Source organism: Nocardiopsis sp. NPDC006139 (assembly GCF_040614155.1).
Taxonomy (GTDB): domain Bacteria; phylum Actinomycetota; class Actinomycetes; order Streptosporangiales; family Streptosporangiaceae; genus Nocardiopsis; species Nocardiopsis changdeensis.
Window position 1 is genome coordinate 43764 of record NZ_JBEXTT010000007.1, and the last position, 16415, is coordinate 60178.

At 74.6% G+C, this 16415-nt stretch carries 16 protein-coding genes; 8 read left to right on the forward strand and 8 right to left on the reverse strand.

Annotated elements, in window-relative coordinates:
• Window positions 1-102 precede the first annotated feature (102 nt).
• Window positions 103-702, reverse strand: coding sequence for a TetR/AcrR family transcriptional regulator (locus tag ABZ249_RS10975; RefSeq protein WP_220564031.1), 600 nt, complete (start codon window positions 700-702; stop codon window positions 103-105).
• A 91-nt stretch (window positions 703-793) separates the two neighbouring features.
• Between ABZ249_RS10975 and ABZ249_RS10980 the strand changes: the two genes are divergently transcribed.
• From ABZ249_RS10980 to ABZ249_RS10990, 3 genes are read left to right on the forward strand one after another with little or no spacing between them, the layout of a single operon-like run.
• Entirely contained in the window at window positions 794-2341 is a 1548-nt protein-coding gene (locus ABZ249_RS10980) for an AMP-binding protein (RefSeq protein ID WP_355260379.1), read from the forward strand.
• A 7-nt stretch (window positions 2342-2348) separates the two neighbouring features.
• Window positions 2349-3539: an acyl-CoA dehydrogenase family protein gene (locus ABZ249_RS10985; protein ID WP_355260382.1), complete on the forward strand. Its 1191-nt coding sequence runs from the start codon at window positions 2349-2351 to the stop codon at window positions 3537-3539.
• Window positions 3536-5356, forward strand: a complete 1821-nt coding sequence (locus ABZ249_RS10990; protein ID WP_355260385.1) for an alkyl sulfatase dimerization domain-containing protein — start codon at window positions 3536-3538, stop codon at window positions 5354-5356. The genes ABZ249_RS10985 and ABZ249_RS10990 overlap by 4 nt, the downstream gene beginning before the upstream one ends.
• A gap of 122 nt (window positions 5357-5478) precedes the next feature.
• Here the strand turns inward: ABZ249_RS10990 and ABZ249_RS10995 are convergent, their stop codons facing one another.
• Complete coding sequence (locus tag ABZ249_RS10995) at window positions 5479-6297, reverse strand: alpha/beta hydrolase (RefSeq protein ID WP_355260388.1); 819 nt, start codon at window positions 6295-6297, stop codon at window positions 5479-5481.
• 92 nt (window positions 6298-6389) lie between these two features.
• Window positions 6390-7055, reverse strand: coding sequence for a DUF4097 family beta strand repeat-containing protein (locus ABZ249_RS11000; RefSeq protein ID WP_355260391.1), 666 nt, complete (start codon window positions 7053-7055; stop codon window positions 6390-6392).
• A gap of 223 nt (window positions 7056-7278) precedes the next feature.
• Between ABZ249_RS11000 and ABZ249_RS11005 the strand changes: the two genes are divergently transcribed.
• On the forward strand, window positions 7279-8037 hold the full coding sequence (locus ABZ249_RS11005) for a helix-turn-helix domain-containing protein (protein ID WP_355260394.1): 759 nt from the start codon (window positions 7279-7281) through the stop codon (window positions 8035-8037).
• A gap of 68 nt (window positions 8038-8105) precedes the next feature.
• Window positions 8106-8957, forward strand: a complete 852-nt coding sequence (locus ABZ249_RS11010; RefSeq protein ID WP_355260397.1) for a MerR family transcriptional regulator — start codon at window positions 8106-8108, stop codon at window positions 8955-8957.
• 4 nt (window positions 8958-8961) lie between these two features.
• Here the strand turns inward: ABZ249_RS11010 and ABZ249_RS11015 are convergent, their stop codons facing one another.
• Window positions 8962-9615, reverse strand: coding sequence for a response regulator transcription factor (locus tag ABZ249_RS11015; protein ID WP_355260400.1), 654 nt, complete (start codon window positions 9613-9615; stop codon window positions 8962-8964).
• Complete coding sequence (locus ABZ249_RS11020; RefSeq protein WP_355260403.1) at window positions 9612-10850, reverse strand: histidine kinase; 1239 nt, start codon at window positions 10848-10850, stop codon at window positions 9612-9614. Before ABZ249_RS11020 ends, ABZ249_RS11015 begins: the two co-directional genes overlap by 4 nt.
• A 154-nt stretch (window positions 10851-11004) precedes the next feature.
• Here ABZ249_RS11020 and ABZ249_RS11025 point away from each other — a divergent pair, with 154 nt between their 5' ends.
• Window positions 11005-11943: an ATP-binding cassette domain-containing protein gene (locus ABZ249_RS11025; protein ID WP_355260406.1), complete on the forward strand. Its 939-nt coding sequence runs from the start codon at window positions 11005-11007 to the stop codon at window positions 11941-11943.
• Window positions 11940-12755, forward strand: a complete 816-nt coding sequence (locus ABZ249_RS11030; protein WP_355260409.1) for a hypothetical protein — start codon at window positions 11940-11942, stop codon at window positions 12753-12755. Before ABZ249_RS11025 ends, ABZ249_RS11030 begins: the two co-directional genes overlap by 4 nt.
• Window positions 12756-12771: 16 nt before the next feature.
• On the opposite strand, the gene ABZ249_RS11035 is transcribed toward ABZ249_RS11030, so the two are convergent.
• Complete coding sequence (locus ABZ249_RS11035) at window positions 12772-13623, reverse strand: helix-turn-helix transcriptional regulator (RefSeq protein ID WP_355260412.1); 852 nt, start codon at window positions 13621-13623, stop codon at window positions 12772-12774.
• Between the two features lie 113 nt (window positions 13624-13736).
• Here ABZ249_RS11035 and ABZ249_RS11040 point away from each other — a divergent pair, with 113 nt between their 5' ends.
• Window positions 13737-14339 (forward strand): NAD(P)H-dependent oxidoreductase, encoded by a 603-nt coding sequence (locus ABZ249_RS11040; protein WP_220564018.1) that lies wholly within the window; start codon window positions 13737-13739, stop codon window positions 14337-14339.
• A 41-nt stretch (window positions 14340-14380) separates the two neighbouring features.
• On the opposite strand, the gene ABZ249_RS11045 is transcribed toward ABZ249_RS11040, so the two are convergent.
• Both ABZ249_RS11045 and ABZ249_RS11050 read right to left on the reverse strand, forming a co-directional pair.
• Window positions 14381-15049 (reverse strand): response regulator transcription factor, encoded by a 669-nt coding sequence (locus tag ABZ249_RS11045; protein WP_355260416.1) that lies wholly within the window; start codon window positions 15047-15049, stop codon window positions 14381-14383.
• Window positions 15046-16386, reverse strand: a complete 1341-nt coding sequence (locus ABZ249_RS11050) for a histidine kinase (RefSeq protein ID WP_355260419.1) — start codon at window positions 16384-16386, stop codon at window positions 15046-15048. The genes ABZ249_RS11045 and ABZ249_RS11050 overlap by 4 nt, the downstream gene beginning before the upstream one ends.
• Window positions 16387-16415 lie beyond the last annotated feature (29 nt).

The following is a 16415-nucleotide window of genomic DNA, read 5'->3' on the forward strand; positions in this document are numbered from 1 at the left end:
GGACCGACCCTTCTCTGAATCCTGGACACCACGTCCAGGAATGGTCGAGGTGTCCAGAAGATAAGCACAGTGACCGGCGCCACACAACCCCCTGCGCCGCCCCTAGTCCGAGAAGGAGTCGAAACCCGAGGCCCAGTAGCGCCCGCGCCGGGACAGCTCGACCAGCGTCTCCACGACCTGTTCGGTGTCCGGCCGGGGGGCGGGCGACTCCAACCACCACAGCAGCACCGCGACCTGCTCGCCGACCCAGGCGCGGGCGATGACGCGCAGGTCGACACGGGGGCGGGCACCCTGGGCCCGGACCCGCTCGGCGAAGATGCCGTAGGCCGTCGCGGTCCACGCGTCGGTCAGCGCCCGCAGCCCCCGCCCGTCGCCCTCCCCCCGCAGGATCAGGCGGTACACGTCCGGCTCCTCCGCCGCGTGGCGGAAGAGCTCGGCCACCGGCCGCCCGGTGAACCCGACCCCCTCGCGGTCCAGCGGCGCCATCCGTTCGCGCAGCTCGTCCAGGACGACCTCGACCACGTGGTCGTACAGCGCCTCCTTGTCCCGGAAGTGCGTGTAGAACGTCGCCCGCCCGACGTCCGCGGCGGCGGCGATGTGCTCCACCTTGACGCCGGCGTACCCGCGTTCGAGCACCTGGGAGACGAACGCCGCCCGCAGCGCGGCGCGTGTCCGGAGTATCCGGCGATCCTCATGTGTCATGGGGCCTTTCTAGCAACCCCTCGACCGCTGGACACATCCTGGACATTGTGTCTAGTATCTCGATGCTCGCTCATCGACCTCTGGAGGGCCCGTGAACCTCGGTACCTACCTCACCCGAAGCGCGACCCACTGGCCCGAGGCGGAGGCCCTGGTGTCGGGGGACCGGCGCTGGAGCTACCGCGCCCTGGAGGAGGACGCCAACCGGCTGGCCTCCGCGCTCCTGGCGCGCGGCTGCGTCCCCGGCACCGCGGTCGCCACGCTGGCGAACAACCGCGGGGAACTGGTCGTCGCCGAGATGGCGATCTGCAAGGCGGGGTGCCTGCGCGTGCCGATCAGCGCACGGCTGGCGGCGGCCGAGATCGAACACGTCCTGCTGGACGCGCGGGTGCGCCTGGTGTTCGTGGACGCGGCCAACCTCGACACCGTGCGCGCCATCGTCGCCGCCCGCGCCCCCGACTGCCTCGTCGTCTCCTTCGACGACGGCGACCCCGCCTACGCCTCCCTCCTGGCGGAGGGGGACCCGGCCCCTGTGGCCGTCGACCTCGACCTCGACGACCCGGCGGTGCTCAACTTCACCTCCGGCTCCACGGGCACGCTCAAGGCGGCCGTCCAGACGGTCGGCAACCGGCTGTCCAACATGCGCAAGCTGGCCATGAACCCGCAGGGGTCGGTGGGCCGGGACTCGGTCTACCTCGCCCCCGGCCCGATCACCCACGCCAGCGGCATGGGCATCCTGGGCTGCCTCTTCCGCGGCGCCGCCGTCGTCGTCCTGCCGAGCTTCGAGGTCGAGTCCTACCTCGACGTCCTCGAACGGGAGGGCGTCACCCACACCTTCCTGGTGCCGGTCATGCTCAACCTGGTGCTGGCCTCGCCGACGGCGCGCGACCGCGACCTCTCCCGCCTGCGCAGCGTCACGATCGGCGGCGCACCGGTGAGCCCGGCCCGCCTGCGCGACGCCGTCGGCCTCTTCGGCCCCGTGGTCAACCAGGGCTACGGACAGGGCGAGACCACGAGCGCCATCACCTTCCTCACCTCCGAGGACGTGGTGCGGGGGATCGAGTCAGACCCCGAACTCCTGCTCTCCTGCGGGCGCCCCGTCTTCGACACCGAGGTCCGCGTCGTGGACGACGCGGGCTCACCGCTCCCGGCCGGAGAGGTCGGGCAGATCGTGGCGCGCGGCCCCGACTGCGTGCGGGAGTACTTCCACGCCCCCGAGGCCACCGCGGAGACGTTCCGCGACGGCTGGGTGCACACCGGGGACCTCGGCTACCTGCGGCACGACGGCTACCTGTTCATCGTGGACCGCCAGAAGGACATGATCATCTCCGGCGGCTACAACGTCTACTGCACCGAGGTGGAGGCCGCCCTCTACGAGCACCCCGCCGTCTTCGAGGTCTGCGTGGTGGGCACGCCGGACGAGCGGTGGGGCGAGACGGTCAAGGCGTTCGTGGCGCTCCACCCGGGCCGGGAGGCCTCCGGCGACGAGCTGCGCGAGTTCTGCGCCACCCGGCTGTCCAGGGTCAAGCTGCCGCGGGTCGTCGAGTTCGTCCGACAGCTGCCGCGCAACCGCAACGGGAAGATCGACCGGCGCGCGCTCCGGCAGCGCGAGTGGGCCGGCGCCGAACGAAAGGTGGGGTGAGGGAACCATGGCCTTCTCACTGCGACCGACCTACGGGGACCGTCCGCACCTGGACGGGCTGGTCACCCGGCTCCGGGACTACCTGGACGGCGAACTCGCCGAATACGAGGCCGGCCTCGGCCTGGAGCACGAGACGCCGCTGGAGCGGTCCGTACTGGAACCGGTGTGGCGGCGCAGCCGCGAGCTCGGCTTCTACGGCGTCCACCTGCCCGAGCACCTGGGCGGACAGGGGCTGTCCTTCACCGAGCTGGCGGCCCTCAAGGAGGAGGTGGGCGCCTCCGGCCGCGTCCTGGCCACCAGCGTGCTGGGCGACATGGGCGGGCCGCTGCGCATCGGCGCGATCTTCGAGCACGCCACCGAGTACCAGATCGAGAAGTACCTGCTGCCGGTCGTGCGCGCCGAACGGGCCTGCTGCTTCTCCATGACCGAGGACGACGCCGGCTCCGACGTGCGGCGCATGCGGACCACCGCCACCCCGGTCCCGGGCGGCTACCGGATCACCGGCCACAAGGTGTTCAGCACCGGCGGCACCTTCGCGGACTTCTCGATCCTGGTCGCCCGGATGGACGGCGCCGAGGAGGTCTACTCCGCGTTCCTCGTGGACCTCAACTCGCCCGGCTGCCGCGTCACCCCCGGCCGGGTGCCCCTGTCCGGGCAGAACATCGAGAGCGACGTCGTACTGGAGGACTGCTTCGTCCCCGCGGAGAACCTGCTCGGCGAGGAGGGCCAGGGGCTGCGGATCAGCCTGGGCCGGGTCACCGCCAACCGGCTGCTGCACTGCCCCACCGCCCTGGGCGCGGCGCGGCGCGCGCTCGGCCTGGCCCTCGACTTCGCCGCGACGCGCCGGGTCTCGGGCGGCCTCCTGCTGGAGAAGCAGGCGATCCAGCACACGCTCGCCGACATGGCCACCGACTACTACGCGGCCCGTTCGATGACCTACGACGCCCTCGCCGCGCTCGACGCGGGTGAGCGGCCCCGGATCGAGTCCTTCATGTGCAAGCTGTTCGTGGCCGAGCGCGCCTTCGACATCGCCGACCGCGCGGTGCAGATGCACGGCAAGGCCGGGATGGTGCGCGGGGCGCCGGTGGAGGTGATCTGGCGGCAGCTGCGCATGTTCCGGGTGCTGACCGGGGCGTCGGAGATCCAGCGCAACGGCATCGTCCGCGACCTGGTGAAGTCCGTGGGGGGTGCGGCATGACGCGCCCCGGAGACCCCCTCCCCGCCGAGGACGGGCAGGACCTGCGCGACGCCGGACGCGGCTTCCTGGGGACGCTCGAACCCGCCGTGGTGACCGACGCCGCCGGCGGCACGGTCTACGACGCCGACGCGTACGCGTTCCTGGACGGGCCCGCGCCCGACACGGCCCACCCCGGCCTGTGGCGGCAGAGCGGGCTCACCGCGCGGCACGGCCTGTTCGAGGTCACCGAGGGCGTCTACCAGGTCCGCGGGTTCGACCTGGCCAACATGACCCTGGTGGAGGGCGCGACCGGGGTCGTCGTGATCGACACCCTGACCTCGGCGGAGACCGCCGCCGCGGCCCTGGCGCTCTACCGTTCGCACCGCGGCGACCGCCCGGTCACCGGCGTGATCCTCACCCACCCGCACGCGGACCACTTCGGGGGCGCGGCCGGAGTCCTCGCCGGGGCCGCACCCGGCGTCCCCGTGCTGGCGCCCGAGGGGTTCATGGAGCACGCGGTCTCCGAGAACGTCCAGGCCGGCCCCGCGATGGCCCGGCGGTCCGGCTTCATGTACGGCACCGCGCTGGAGGCGTCACCCGACGGCCACCTGGGCTGCGGCCTGGGACAACGGCTGTCCACCGGCACCATCGGCCTGGTCGAGCCCACGGACTCGGTCACCCGCACCGGCGAGGTGCGCGTGATCGACGGCGTCGAGATCGAGTTCCAGCTCACGCCGGGGACCGAGGCCCCGGCGGAGATGAACATGTACCTCCCCGCCCGGCGGGCACTGTGCCTGGCCGAGAACGCCGTGCACACGATGCACAACATCCTCACCCTGCGGGGGGCCCGGGTCCGCGACGCCCGCCAGTGGGCGCGCTACCTCACGGAGGCCCTGCACCTCTTCGGCCACCGCACCGAGGTCGCCTTCGCCACCCACCACTGGCCCACCTGGGGCGCCGACCGGATCGAGGAGTTCCTGACCGGGCAGCGCGACCTGTACGCCTACATGCACGACCAGACCGTGCGCCTGATCAACCGGGGCCTGACCCCGCGGGAGATCGCCGAGCAGCTCACCCTGCCGCCCGCGCTGGAACGGCGGTGGGCCAACCGCGGGTACTACGGATCGCTGAGCCACAACGTCAAGGGCATCTACCAGCGCTACCTCGGCTGGTACGACGGCAACCCCGCCCACCTGTGGGAGCACCCGCCGGTCGAGGAGGCGAAACGCTGGATGCGCCTGCTCGGCGGAGTCGACGCGGCCCTCGCGCACGCGGACTCCCTGGTCGGGGAGGGCGACCTCCGCTTCGCCGCCACCCTGCTCGACCACGCGGTCTTCGCCGACCCCGGCCACGAGGGGGCGCGGCGCCGCCTGGCCGACGTCTACACCGCGCTCGGCCACGGCTGCGAGAACGCCACCTGGCGCAACGCCTACCTCACCGGGGCCCGCGAACTCCTCGGCGGTCCGGCCCCCCGCCGCCGCGGCGGCGGCCGCGGCATGCTGGCCGCGCTCGACGTCGGATCGCTGCTCGACTCCCTGGCCGTTCGGGTCGACGGGCCCGCCGCCTGGGACCTCGACCTGCGCGTGGACCTGCGGCTGACGGACCAGGACCGCGTCTGGCACGTGCGCCTGGCCAACGGCGTGCTGGTGCACCACCCCGGCGACGCCCCCGACCCGCGGGCCGACCTGGTGGTCACCACGACGAGGCGGGGGCTGGTCGGCCTCCTGGCGGGCCGGGGGCGGGGGGACGCCGGGTACGAGGGCGACCCCGGGGTGCTCCGCACGCTGTTGGGCGTTCTGGAGGCACCGGACCCGGAGTTCGGCGTGGTGGTGCCCTGAGGCGCGCTCCGGCGCGAACGGCGGCGTCCGCCCGCGGCGGGTGCCGCGGGCGGACGCGGACATGCGGGCATGTCGACAGGTCGTCATGCCCGCATGTCGGGGAGTCGGCGCCGCCGGGGCGGTCAGCGGCCGCGGCCGTCCAGGGCGGCGACCTCGCGCACCGCGCCGGCGACGGCCCGGAAGTCCTTCCGGAGGATCGCGCCGTGGTTGCTCGGCACCTTCGCGAAGAGCCGGATGTTCTCGTTGCGCTCGTACACCGCGTCCATGCCGGCCCGGATGACCTCCTGCTCGTCGCCCTTGCTCCCGAAGGACGTCCCCGAGGCGAGGACGTACCTCGTCGGCACGGTGATGGAGTCCAGGACGGCGCCCAGCTCCTTCTCCCCGCCGAGCAGGCCGAGCTCGATGTTGCTCTGCGCCATCTGCTCGGCGTTCATCCGGGGGAGCAGCCCGGTGGGGCGCAGCAGCGGCCCGAGCAGGGCGACCCGCCGGAACATCACGCGGATCCGCTGCGCCATGGCCTCGTCCATCCAGTCGTAGGGCTGGGCGCCGTCGACCATGACCGCCCCGATCGCGCGTTCCGGGTTCCGGGCGGTCCAGTGCGACGCGACGTAGGCGCCGTAGGACCAGCCCACCACCAGCGCCCGCTCCACGCCCCGGGCGTCCAGGACCGCGGTCACGTCGCGGACGGCGGCCTCGAAGGAGTAGTCCGAGGAGGTCTTGGACCTTCTGCCGCGGGCGCGCTCGTCGTAGGTGATGTGCCGCCACTGCGGGCCGAGCTCGGCGATGGTCCGCCGCCAGTAGCCCTGGGTGGCGAACTGGCCGTTGAGGTAGACCACGGGGGTGCCGGTCCCGCCGGTGTCGGTCACGGCCAGGGCCGTGTCGTCCACCGGCACCATGCCGGTCCAGGGGGTCTCGGTGCGGGTTCCGTTGCCGCCGGTCATGTTCCTTCTCCTTGTGTCTTCGTGCGGTGTGCGGTGCGGGGGCGTGCCGGTCGGGGTGCGGGCGGGTGGGCCGCCCGCACCGGGTCGGCGTTTCAGAGGCTGCGGGCGGTGATGTCGCCCATGTCGGTGGTGGCCCGGATGTCGAGCGCGGCGGTGCCGTCGTTGCGGAGCCCGTTGTCGATGCGGCCGAGGCCGGTACCGGCGTCCAGCGAGGCGGACACCCCGGCGGCGGCGGTCACCGAGATGTCTCCGGAGCCGGTGCGCAGCACGACCTCGCCCGCGGCGGCCTCGTCGATGCGGATGTCGCCCCGGTCGGTCCGGATCTCGGCCGGGCCGGTGAGGCGGCCGACCTCGACGTCGCCGTCGAGCACGGCCAGGCGCAGGGCCGCGGCCTCGTCGATCTTGGTCTGCCGGTAGGCGCCCTCGAAGACGACCTCGCCCAGTCGGCCGACCCCGCGCAGTTCGGCGCCGCCGGTGCGGCCCTCGACCCGGGAGCCGGAGGGGACCTGGACGGTGACCTCCAGGGCCCCGGTCGGGCCCAGCAGGCGGTTCCCGGTTTCCGGGGTGAGGATCCGCAGCACGCCGTCGTCGTAGGTGACGGAGGTCTGCTCGGCGGCCTTGGCGTCGCGGCCGCGGCCGGCCTTGGCGGGCCGGACCTCGACGGTGCTGTCGGACCGGTCGGCGGCGATGATCTGGACGCGCCCGGCGGGGATGTCCAGGACGACGGAGACCGGGGTGGTGGTGTCGAACTTCTCCATGGTGCTCTCTCCTTGCACTCGCTGTTTCCAATGATGGAAACGCTACGTTGCATTCGCGAATCTGGCAACACAATCGTTGCCAAGAGATTGAGTATTAGCAGGTAGATACGTCATATTCTTTGCAATGGGATGTCGATTAACGCAACAGGATGATCGCCTCGTGTTGCATTGATTGAAGCCGAACGCTACGCTGGGCCCATCAGCGGACAGAAAGGGGCCCACGGTGCCGGGAGGCAGGCTCACCCAACAGGAGCGCCGGCGGATCGCGCAGGGGCTGGCCGACGGCCTCGCCTACGCCGAGATCGCCCGCGACCTGGACCGTCCCACCTCGACGGTCACGCGCGAGGTGATGCGCAACGGCGGCCCCACCGCCTACCACGCCGACCTGGCCCAGCGGGCCACCGAGCGCCGCGGGCGCCGGCGCAGGAAGGCCGAACCGGGGGGCCGCGCCTCCGGCCCGGGCGCCCGCGACGACGCCGCGCTGGCCGAGTACGAGGAGAAGTTCACGGCCATCTTCGTGCAGCAGGGCCTGCCCACGATGACGGCCCGGGTGCTGACCTGCCTCTTCACCGCCGAGGCCGGGAGCCTCACCGCGGCCGAGCTCGTCGACCGGCTCCGGGTCAGCCCGGCGTCGGTCTCCAAGGCGGTCACGTTCCTGGAGGGCCAGGGCCTCCTCCGCCGGGAGCGGGACGAGGGCCGCCGCGACCGCTACTTCGTCGACGACGACGTGTGGTACCAGTCGGTGATCGCCAGCGCCCGGGGCACCGCCGAGCTCGCCGAGACCGCGCGGCAGGGCGTCGACCTGGTCGGACGCGGCAGCGTGGCCGCCACCCGGCTGGAGAACGTCGCGCGCTTCAGCGACTTCATCAGCGAGAGCATCCTGCGCGCCGCCGAACAGGTCCGCGACGTCCTCCACACGAAACCCCCGGCGGTCCCGGACGAGCCGCCCCGGGAGGAGCGGGGGAAGCGGGACCGGGACTGACCGCCCGGGGGGCGGGGCGACGGCGGCGGGGTTGACCTTGCGGTTACTGGAGGGCGCACACTCGTCGCATGCTCTCCATCAAGGACTTCAGCGAGATGTGCCGCCTCTCGCCGCAGACGCTCCGCTTCTACCACGCCGAAGGCCTCCTGGTCCCCGCCGAGGTCGACGAGCGGACCGGGTACCGCGGGTACGAATTCGCGCAGATCGAGACCGCGATGACGGTCATGGCCCTGCGCGGGGCCGGGATGAGCGTCAAGCTCGTACGGCGGGCCCTCGACGAGCCCGCGTCCGCCGCCGACCTGCTGCGGGAGCACACCGAGGAGCTGCGGCTGAAGCGCGCGGCCGAGGACGACGCCATCGCCACCGCGCGTGAGCTGCTGACCGCCCGGCCGACGGTGCGCCGGGGCACCGCGCCCGGCCGCGCCGTGGTGACCGCGGTGGCGCCCGACCCCGAGTCCCCGCCCACCGAACTGGAGGACGACGTCTGGGGGCCGACCATGACCTCCGTCGCCGCCACCGCGCGCGGGCTGGCCGCGCTGGTGGAGGAGCACGGCGGCCGGGTCGCCGGCCCGGCGTGGGCGTCCATGACCCTGGAGACCGAGGAGCAGCTGCACCGGTACCACTCGGCCGAAGGCCCCGTATGGCGGGTCGACGTCCCCGTCGCCGGGGACACCGCAGCGCTCGCGGAGCACGCCGAGGTCCGGGCCTTCGAGTCCCGCGAGGAGCTGTCCGTGTTCATCCCGGGCGCGCAGTCCATGGCCAAGTACGGCACCGCCCTGTCGATGCTGGCCTCGCACCGCGTCGAGGACATGATCATCGACATGTCGGCCATCCGCCTGGTCCTCCACGACGACGGCGTCGAGACCGCCATCCGGCTGATCCCCCTGGCCGACTTCATGGAGGACGAGGTCCCCGCCTAGGCCGTCATCCGGACGGCCGCTCCGGAGCCCGCAGCCCCGCCTCCCTCCCCAGGAGTCCGGCCCGGGTCCGGTTGGTGAGGCCGAGGCGGATGAGCAGGCGCGACACGTACCCCCGTACCGTCGACTCCGCCAGGAACAGCCGCGCCCCGATCTCCGCGTTGGTCATCCCCTCCGCCAGGCACCCCAGGAGGTCGCGGTCCCGCGGGCTCAGCCCCGCGACCAGCTCGCGGGCGCGCGCCGACACCCCGGACCGCCCCGTGAACCCGCCCGCGACCTCCCGGGACAGCACCGCGTGCCCGCCCGCCGCCACCCGCACCAGCCCCACCAGGTCCTCCATGGGGGTGGACTTCACCAGGAACCCGGCCGCACCTGCCTCCAGGGCGCGCGCCACGTGGGAGTCGTCGGCGAACGTGGTCAGCGCGACCACCGCCGGGGGATCGGGCAGGGCGGCGATGCGCTCGGTGGCGGCGATCCCGTCCACCCCCGGCATCCGCAGGTCCATCAGTACGACGCGCGGCCGGTGCCGGAGCACCGCCTCCACCGCCTCCGCCCCGTCGGCCGCCTCGCCCACCACACGCAGGTCCTCGGCCGCGCCGAGGATGACCCGCAGGTGCTCGCGGACCATCGGCTCGTCGTCCACGAGCACCACGTCGATCACCGTTCCTCCTCCGTTCCCTCCCCGGGCAGGGGCACCACGGCCGCCACCAGGAATCCGTCGCCGTCCCGTCCGGCGCGCAGGGACCCGCCCAGCATCTCCACCCGGTGCCGCAGCCCCTCCAGGCCGGTCCCGGTCCCCTCGATGAGGGGACCGGTCCGATCGTCCTCCACCGGGTTGGCCGCCTCCACCAGCACCGCGCCGCGCTCGCGGACCACCCTGAGCCGGACCGCCGCGCCGGGGGCGTGCTTGCGCGCGTTGGTCAGGCACTCCTGGACCACCCGGTGCAGGGCCCGCGCCACATGGGGCGGCAGGCCGGCGAGGTCGTCCGGAACGTCCGGCTCCACCGCCTGCCCCGCCTCCCGCGCCTCGCGCACCGGCGCCAGCGGATCGGGGACGCCGACCGCCGGCCCGAAGGACACCGGCGGGTCCGGCCGCACCGAGGCCGGGTCGTTCAGCACACCGACGATCTCGCGCAGCTCGTCGACGGCCCGCCCGCCCGCGGCCCGGATGCGGTCGGCGACCTCGCGCACCCCGGGGTCGGCGGACGCGGCGGCCAGCGCTCCCGCCTGGAGAACGATCAGGCTGACCTGGTGCGACACCACGTCGTGCATCTCCCGGGCCAGCCGCCGGCGCTCGTCGACGCGGGCCCGCTCGGCCAGCAGCGCCCGTTCGCGCTCCTCCTGCCGGGCCCGTTCCCTCCGCGCCTGCGCCAGGCGCCCGTACAGGGCCAGGGCCGCGCCGCCCAGCACCGGCGAGGAGGCGTTGAGCGCCTCCAGGAACGCGAACCCCTCCGTCCCGCGCACGACGGCGATGAACACCGCGTAGCCGACGAAGGCGGCCGCCCCCACCGCCGCCCCGCGCGGACCGCGCGCCCACCTCACCAGGTTCGCGGCGGCCCACGCCAGGACGAGGACCGGCCACACCAGGCCGCCCACCAGGGCCAGCTCCCGCCAGGCCCCGCCGGCCAGGTACGGGAGCACCGCCAGGACCACCGCCGCCGCGGCGACGGTGCCCGGGAACCGGGGGCCCAGGGGCACCAGCACCGCCGACGCGCCGGCCATGCCCGCGGCGCCGGCGAGGACCGGGAGCGGCCCGGCCCCGTCGATGACCACCAGGCAGAACACGCCGTTGGCGACGGCGAGGAGCCCGAAGGCGCAGGCGAGCAGGATCGCCCCGCGACGCGCGGGCCGCCCCCTTCCGGGCGGCGGGGCCGGGGGAACCGCGTGGTCGTCCATGCCCCCACCGTAGGCGGCGGGCCCCCTCCCGGACCCGTCCGGGCGGGGATCGACGACATTCGTCGTCTCCCTCACCGCATTCGGCGCTCCCGCCGCCACACCCCCGGGCGGTTGCCTGGTGGTGACGGACGAAGGACGACGGAGGGCGGACGGCGTGATCGAAGTCGAGGACCTGAGCAAGCACTACGGCCGGACCCGGGCGGTGGACGGCCTGACGTTCACCGCGCCCTCCGGCCGCGTCACCGGGTTCCTGGGTCCCAACGGCGCGGGCAAGAGCACGACCATGCGGATGATCCTCGGGCTGGACCGGCCCACCGGCGGCCGGGCCGCGATCGACGGGCTCCGCTACCGGGACCTGCCCGACCCGCTCCGGGCGGTGGGCGCCGTGCTCGACACCGACGGGATACCGCCCGGCATGACCGCCGCGGGGCACCTGCGCTGGGTGGCGGCGGCCGCGCGCCTGCCCGACCGGCGGGTGGACGAGGTGCTGGGCGCGGTCGGGCTGTCCGGGGTCGCCGGGAAACGGGTGGGCGGCTTCTCGCTCGGCATGCGCCAGCGGCTGGGCATCGCCACCGCCCTGCTGGGCGACCCCGGGACCCTGGTGCTCGACGAGCCGGTCAACGGGCTCGACCCGGAGGGGGTCCGGTGGGTGCGCACGCTGATGCGGTCGCTGGCCGCGGAGGGTCGCACCGTGCTGGTCTCCAGCCACCTCATGGGGGAGATGGCCGAGACCGCGGACCGTGTGGTCGTCATCGGCCTGGGGCGGCTGATCGCCGACACCACCGTGGCGGACCTGGTCCGCAAGGGTGCGGGCGGCCGGGTCCGGGTCGGCGGGCCGCGGCCCGGGCCGCTCGCCGCCGTCCTGCGCGACCACGGCTGCACCGTCGAGACCGATGCCGGGGACGGGACCGCCGACCTGCTGGTCACCGGGGCCGAGGCCGCCGACGTGGGTGAGCTGGCCGCGAGGTACGGGCTGGTGCTGCACGGGCTGACGACGGAGCGGCCCAGCCTGGAGGACGTGTTCATGGAGCTCACGGGCGCCGACGCGGGTCACGTGTCCGCGCCGGTGGCCCGGACGGGAGGGAGGCGATGACCGCCGGGGTACAGGAGAACGGACGGGGGACGCGCCCGGGCCCGGGGTTCGGGCCGGTGCTGCGGTCGGAGTGGCGCAAGTTCCTGGCGACGCCCGCCAACCGGCTCGTGCTGGTGCTGGCGTTCGTGCTGACGGTGGGCGTCACCGTGCTCATGGTGGTGTTCGGCGACAGCGCCGCGATCGCCCGCGAGCAGGCGGAGGGCGAGTACGCCGTCATCTTCTTCGCGGGAGGGTTCGGCACGCTGGCCTTCGCCGGCCTCGCGGGCGGCATGGTGGCGTCGGAGTTCCGCGGTCCCGCGGTGTGGACGCTGGCCGCGTCCCCCCGCCGGTGGCGCCCGCTGCTGGCCAAGCTGGTCATCGTGGCGGCGCTGGCGCTGGTGGTGGGACTGGCCGTGGCCCAGGTGAACTTCCACGTCAGCCAGGCCGCCCTGCGCGCGGCGGGGGAGCCGACGCTGAGCCTGGGCGCGCCGGGGATGCTCCGGGCGACGCTGGTCTACATCCCGCTGGGGATGGCGGTACAGGCGGTGCTCACGGCGTGCGCGGCCGCGGTGCTGCGCAGCGCGGCCGGGGCGTTCACGGCGGTGTTCCTGGTCAACCTGCTGCCGGTGGTCACGGCCCCCTTCCTGGGGGAGTGGTGGATGGAGAGCGTGCCCCGGTTCACCTACGGCGCGGCGACGGAGAGCGTCGCGGGCATCGCGGTCCCGGGAAGCGAGGGGTACCTGCCCACCGCGGCCGCCGTGCTCGTGCTCGTGGCGTGGGCGGCGGTCTTCGTGGCGGTCGCGGTGGCGGTGTTCGAGCGCCGGGACGTGTGACCGGGGAGGACGGGGGTCAGCCGGCCGCGGGGGCGCCCGCGGCCGCCCGGTCGCGCAGGCGCGCGACGGCGGCCTCCGTCGCCTCGTCGGCGGGCAGCATGACCAGCACCTGCTGGTCCCGCGGGGACGCCTCCAGGACCTCCCGGTGCAGGTGGAGGACCCCGGCCGAGGGGTGCGCCAGGGTCAGCACCCCGCGCTCGGGGAGCCTGTGGCTCTGGAGGCGGTCGGTGAACTCCGGGCCCGCCACCGGGGCGAGCTCGGCGCCCATCCATTCCGCGGACTCCCGGGACGGCGCCGTCCACAGGTCGAACGCCTGCTCGTCGGCGACGGCGCCCCAGTCGGGGAACAGCTCCCGCGCCCGGGGGTCGGTGAACACGTACCGGGTCAGGTTGGGGAACCCGCCGTCCGCACCCGCCTCCTCCAACAGGCCCGTCTCCGCGAACACCGCGTCGAACCCGCGCGTGCGGGCCAGCAGGTCGCCCAGCCGGTTGGTCACGGCCGCCACTCCCGGCTCCAGCAGCCCCAGCGTCCGCAGGACGGTCGGCGCGACCTCCCGGTCCGGCGGCGCGGGACGGTTGTGGGAGGGGCACCCGCCGCCGGTGATCTTGGCCAGGTAGAGCAGGTGCCCGCGCTCCGAGCCGTCGAGTCCGAGCGCTTCGCCCAGCGCGTTCACGACGGCGGGCGACGGGTTGCCGTCGCGCCCCTGCTCGATCCGGGTGAGGTATTCGACGCTGATCCCCGCCAGCGAGGCGAGGTCCACCCGGCGCAGCCCGGGGGAGCGGCGGCGGTGGCGGGCCGGCAGGCCCAGCGCCTCCGGCTGGATGGCGTCGCGCCTGGCCCGGATGAAATCGCCCAGAGGAGTACCCATGCCGCGATCCTAGGGCGGGCCCGCCCGGCGGGTCACGGCCTCAGCATGGCCCTGTGGGGGCCAGCCTGACCACGGCCTGTTCACGTCCGCCGCCGGGGCGGATCGTGGTCGGCATGGACAACACAGCACACGCTTTCAAGCTCGTGATCGTCGTCGGCAGCGTCCGGGAGGGCCGGTTCGGCCCCACGGTCGCCTCCTGGGTCGCCGACAGGGCGGACGCCCACGGGGCCTTCGAGGTGGAGGTCGTCGACCTCGCGGACTTCGACCTCCCCCTGGCCCTGCCCGCGGTCCCGCCGAAGATGGCGGGCGACGCCTACCCCTTCCCGGACTCCCTGGCCCCGTTGACGGAGGCGCTGTCGGGGGCGGACGCGTTCATCCTGGTCACCCCCGAGTACAACCACAGCTACCCGGCCTCGCTGAAGGCCGCCATCGACTGGCACTTCACCCAGTGGGCGGCCAAGCCGGTCGGCTTCGTCAGCTACGGGGGAGCGGCGGGCGGCCGCCACGCGGTGCTGCACCTGGAGAACGTGCTGACGGAGCTGCACGCAGTGACCGTCCGCGACGGCCTGAGCTTCCCCAACTACTTCTTCACCTGGGAGGACGGCCTCCCGCGGGACCCCGAGGCCGAGGGGTACGCCAAGGCGATGCTGGAGCAGCTGGCCTGGTGGGCCGGGGCGCTGCGGGCCGCCCGTGCGGCGGCCCCCTACCCGGGGTGAGGGGCGCCGGGCGGGGCCGCGGCCCCGCCCCCCTTCCCGGGTCAGGGCCGGGCGACCCCCGTCCGGTAGGCCCAGACCACCGTCTGCAGCCGGTCCCGGGTGCCGATCTTGGCCATCGCCCGGGTCAGGTGCGACTTCACCGTGCTGGTCTCGATGAACAGCGCCCCGGCGATCTCCGCGTTCGACATCCCCTGTGCCAGCAGCCGCACGATGTCCGCCTCCCGGGCGGTGAGCAGGCCCCGCGCGTCCGGGTCGGCTCCGCCCGGGGGCCTGCGCCGGGCGAACTCGGCCATGACCCGGCGGGTCACGGCCCGGTCCACCAGCCCCTGCCCGCTCGCGAGCCGCCGGACCGCGTCCACCAGGTCGTCGGGGTCGGTGTCCTTGAGGACGAACCCGGCGGCCCCCGACTCCAGCGCCCCGAACACGTACTCGTCGAGGTCGAAGGTGGTGATCACGAGGATCTCCGGCGGCCGCTCGCCGGGCCGCCGGGCCGACCGCTCCAGGATCTCCCGGGTCGCCGCCAGCCCGTCGCCGCCCGGCATGCGCACGTCCATGCAGACCACGTCGGGCCTGAGCCGGGACGCCAGCTCCACCGCCGACGGGCCGTCCCCCGCCTCGCCGACCACCTCGATGCCGTCGGCCATGTCGAGGATCACCCGGAACCCGGCCCGGACGATGGCCTGGTCGTCCACCAGCAGAACCCTGATCACCGCTCGCCCCCGTCCGCCGGCAACTCCCACCGCACCCGCCATCCTCCATCACCGGTGGGCCCGGCCTCCAGCGCCGCACCCACCACCTGGGCGCGTTCGCGCATGCCCAGCACGCCCAGCCCGCGGTGATCCCGCCCGGTCGCACGGGCCCCGCCCGGCCCGTTCTCCACCTCCAGGACGAACCCCTCCGCCCCGTGCCGGAGCAGCACCCGCACCCGTGCCCCCGCGGCGTGGTCGCGGGCGTTGGTCAGCGACTCCTGCACCACCCGGTAGGCGGTGACGTCGGCGATCGGCGCCAGCCCGTACGGCTCGCCCTCGCGCACCACCTCGATCTCCGTGCCGAGTTCGCGCTCGGCGCCGACCAGCCGGTCCAGGTCGGCCAGCCCGGGCACGGGCGCGCCCTGTTCGGCCCCGGCGCCGCCGTCCTCGGCGGGGTCGCGCAGCGCGCCGACCACCGAGCGCAGGCCGGCCAGGGTCTCCCTGCCCTGGGACCGGACCCAGGCCATCGCCTCCCGGGCGGCCTCGTCGTCCCGGCCGATCAGCCGCTCCGCCGCCCCGGCCTGCACGACCATGCCGGACAGGTGGTGGGCGGCGATGTCGTGCAGTTCGCGGGCCATCCGGGTGCGCTCGGCCCGGATGGCCGACTCGGCGCGTTCCCGCTCGGCGCGGGCCTCCTCCGCGGCACGCGTCCGCAGCAGGCCGAGGTAGCGGCGCCGGGTGCCCACGTAGGCGCCGACCAGGGCGGGGAGCACGAACGTGGGAACGCCGGAGGCCAGCAGCTCCAGCCATGGCACCGCCGAGTCCCCGGAGGCCGGCGGCAGGTCCGCGGGCGGCGCCAGCAGCCCCTGGGCCGAACCGCCGACCAGCCAGTAGAGGACGACGGCGCCCGTGACCGCCCCGAGGAGCCGGGGCACGGGCAGTAGGGTCCCGCAGGTGTACGCGGCGATGAACAGCGCGAGCCCCTGGACCCCGACCTCCGGCGGCAGCAGCGCCATGACCGGCAGTTGGAGCGCCGTCCCGCCGACCAGGCACACGACCGGGTACCGGCGGCGCACGGCCAGCAGCAGCGACTGCGCGGCCATGGCGGCGGTGAGGACGGCCCCCGCGGCCGCGGAGAGCGCCACCGCGTCCACGTGGACCAACGAGAACAGCAGCAGCCAGAGCATCCCGACCGAGGCCGCCGCGACGGCCGCCGCCAGGGCCGCGTCCCTGCGGGCCCGCCCGCGCAGCCCCACCCGGTCCAGCAGCGCGTCCGCCAGTTCGCCCGCCCCGGAGAACGGCGTCGCCGGCACCGGCACCGCCGTTCGCGCGGCGGGGCCGTGGTCCTGCCCGCCCATCGGGTCCCCCTTCACTCGTCCGTGGACAT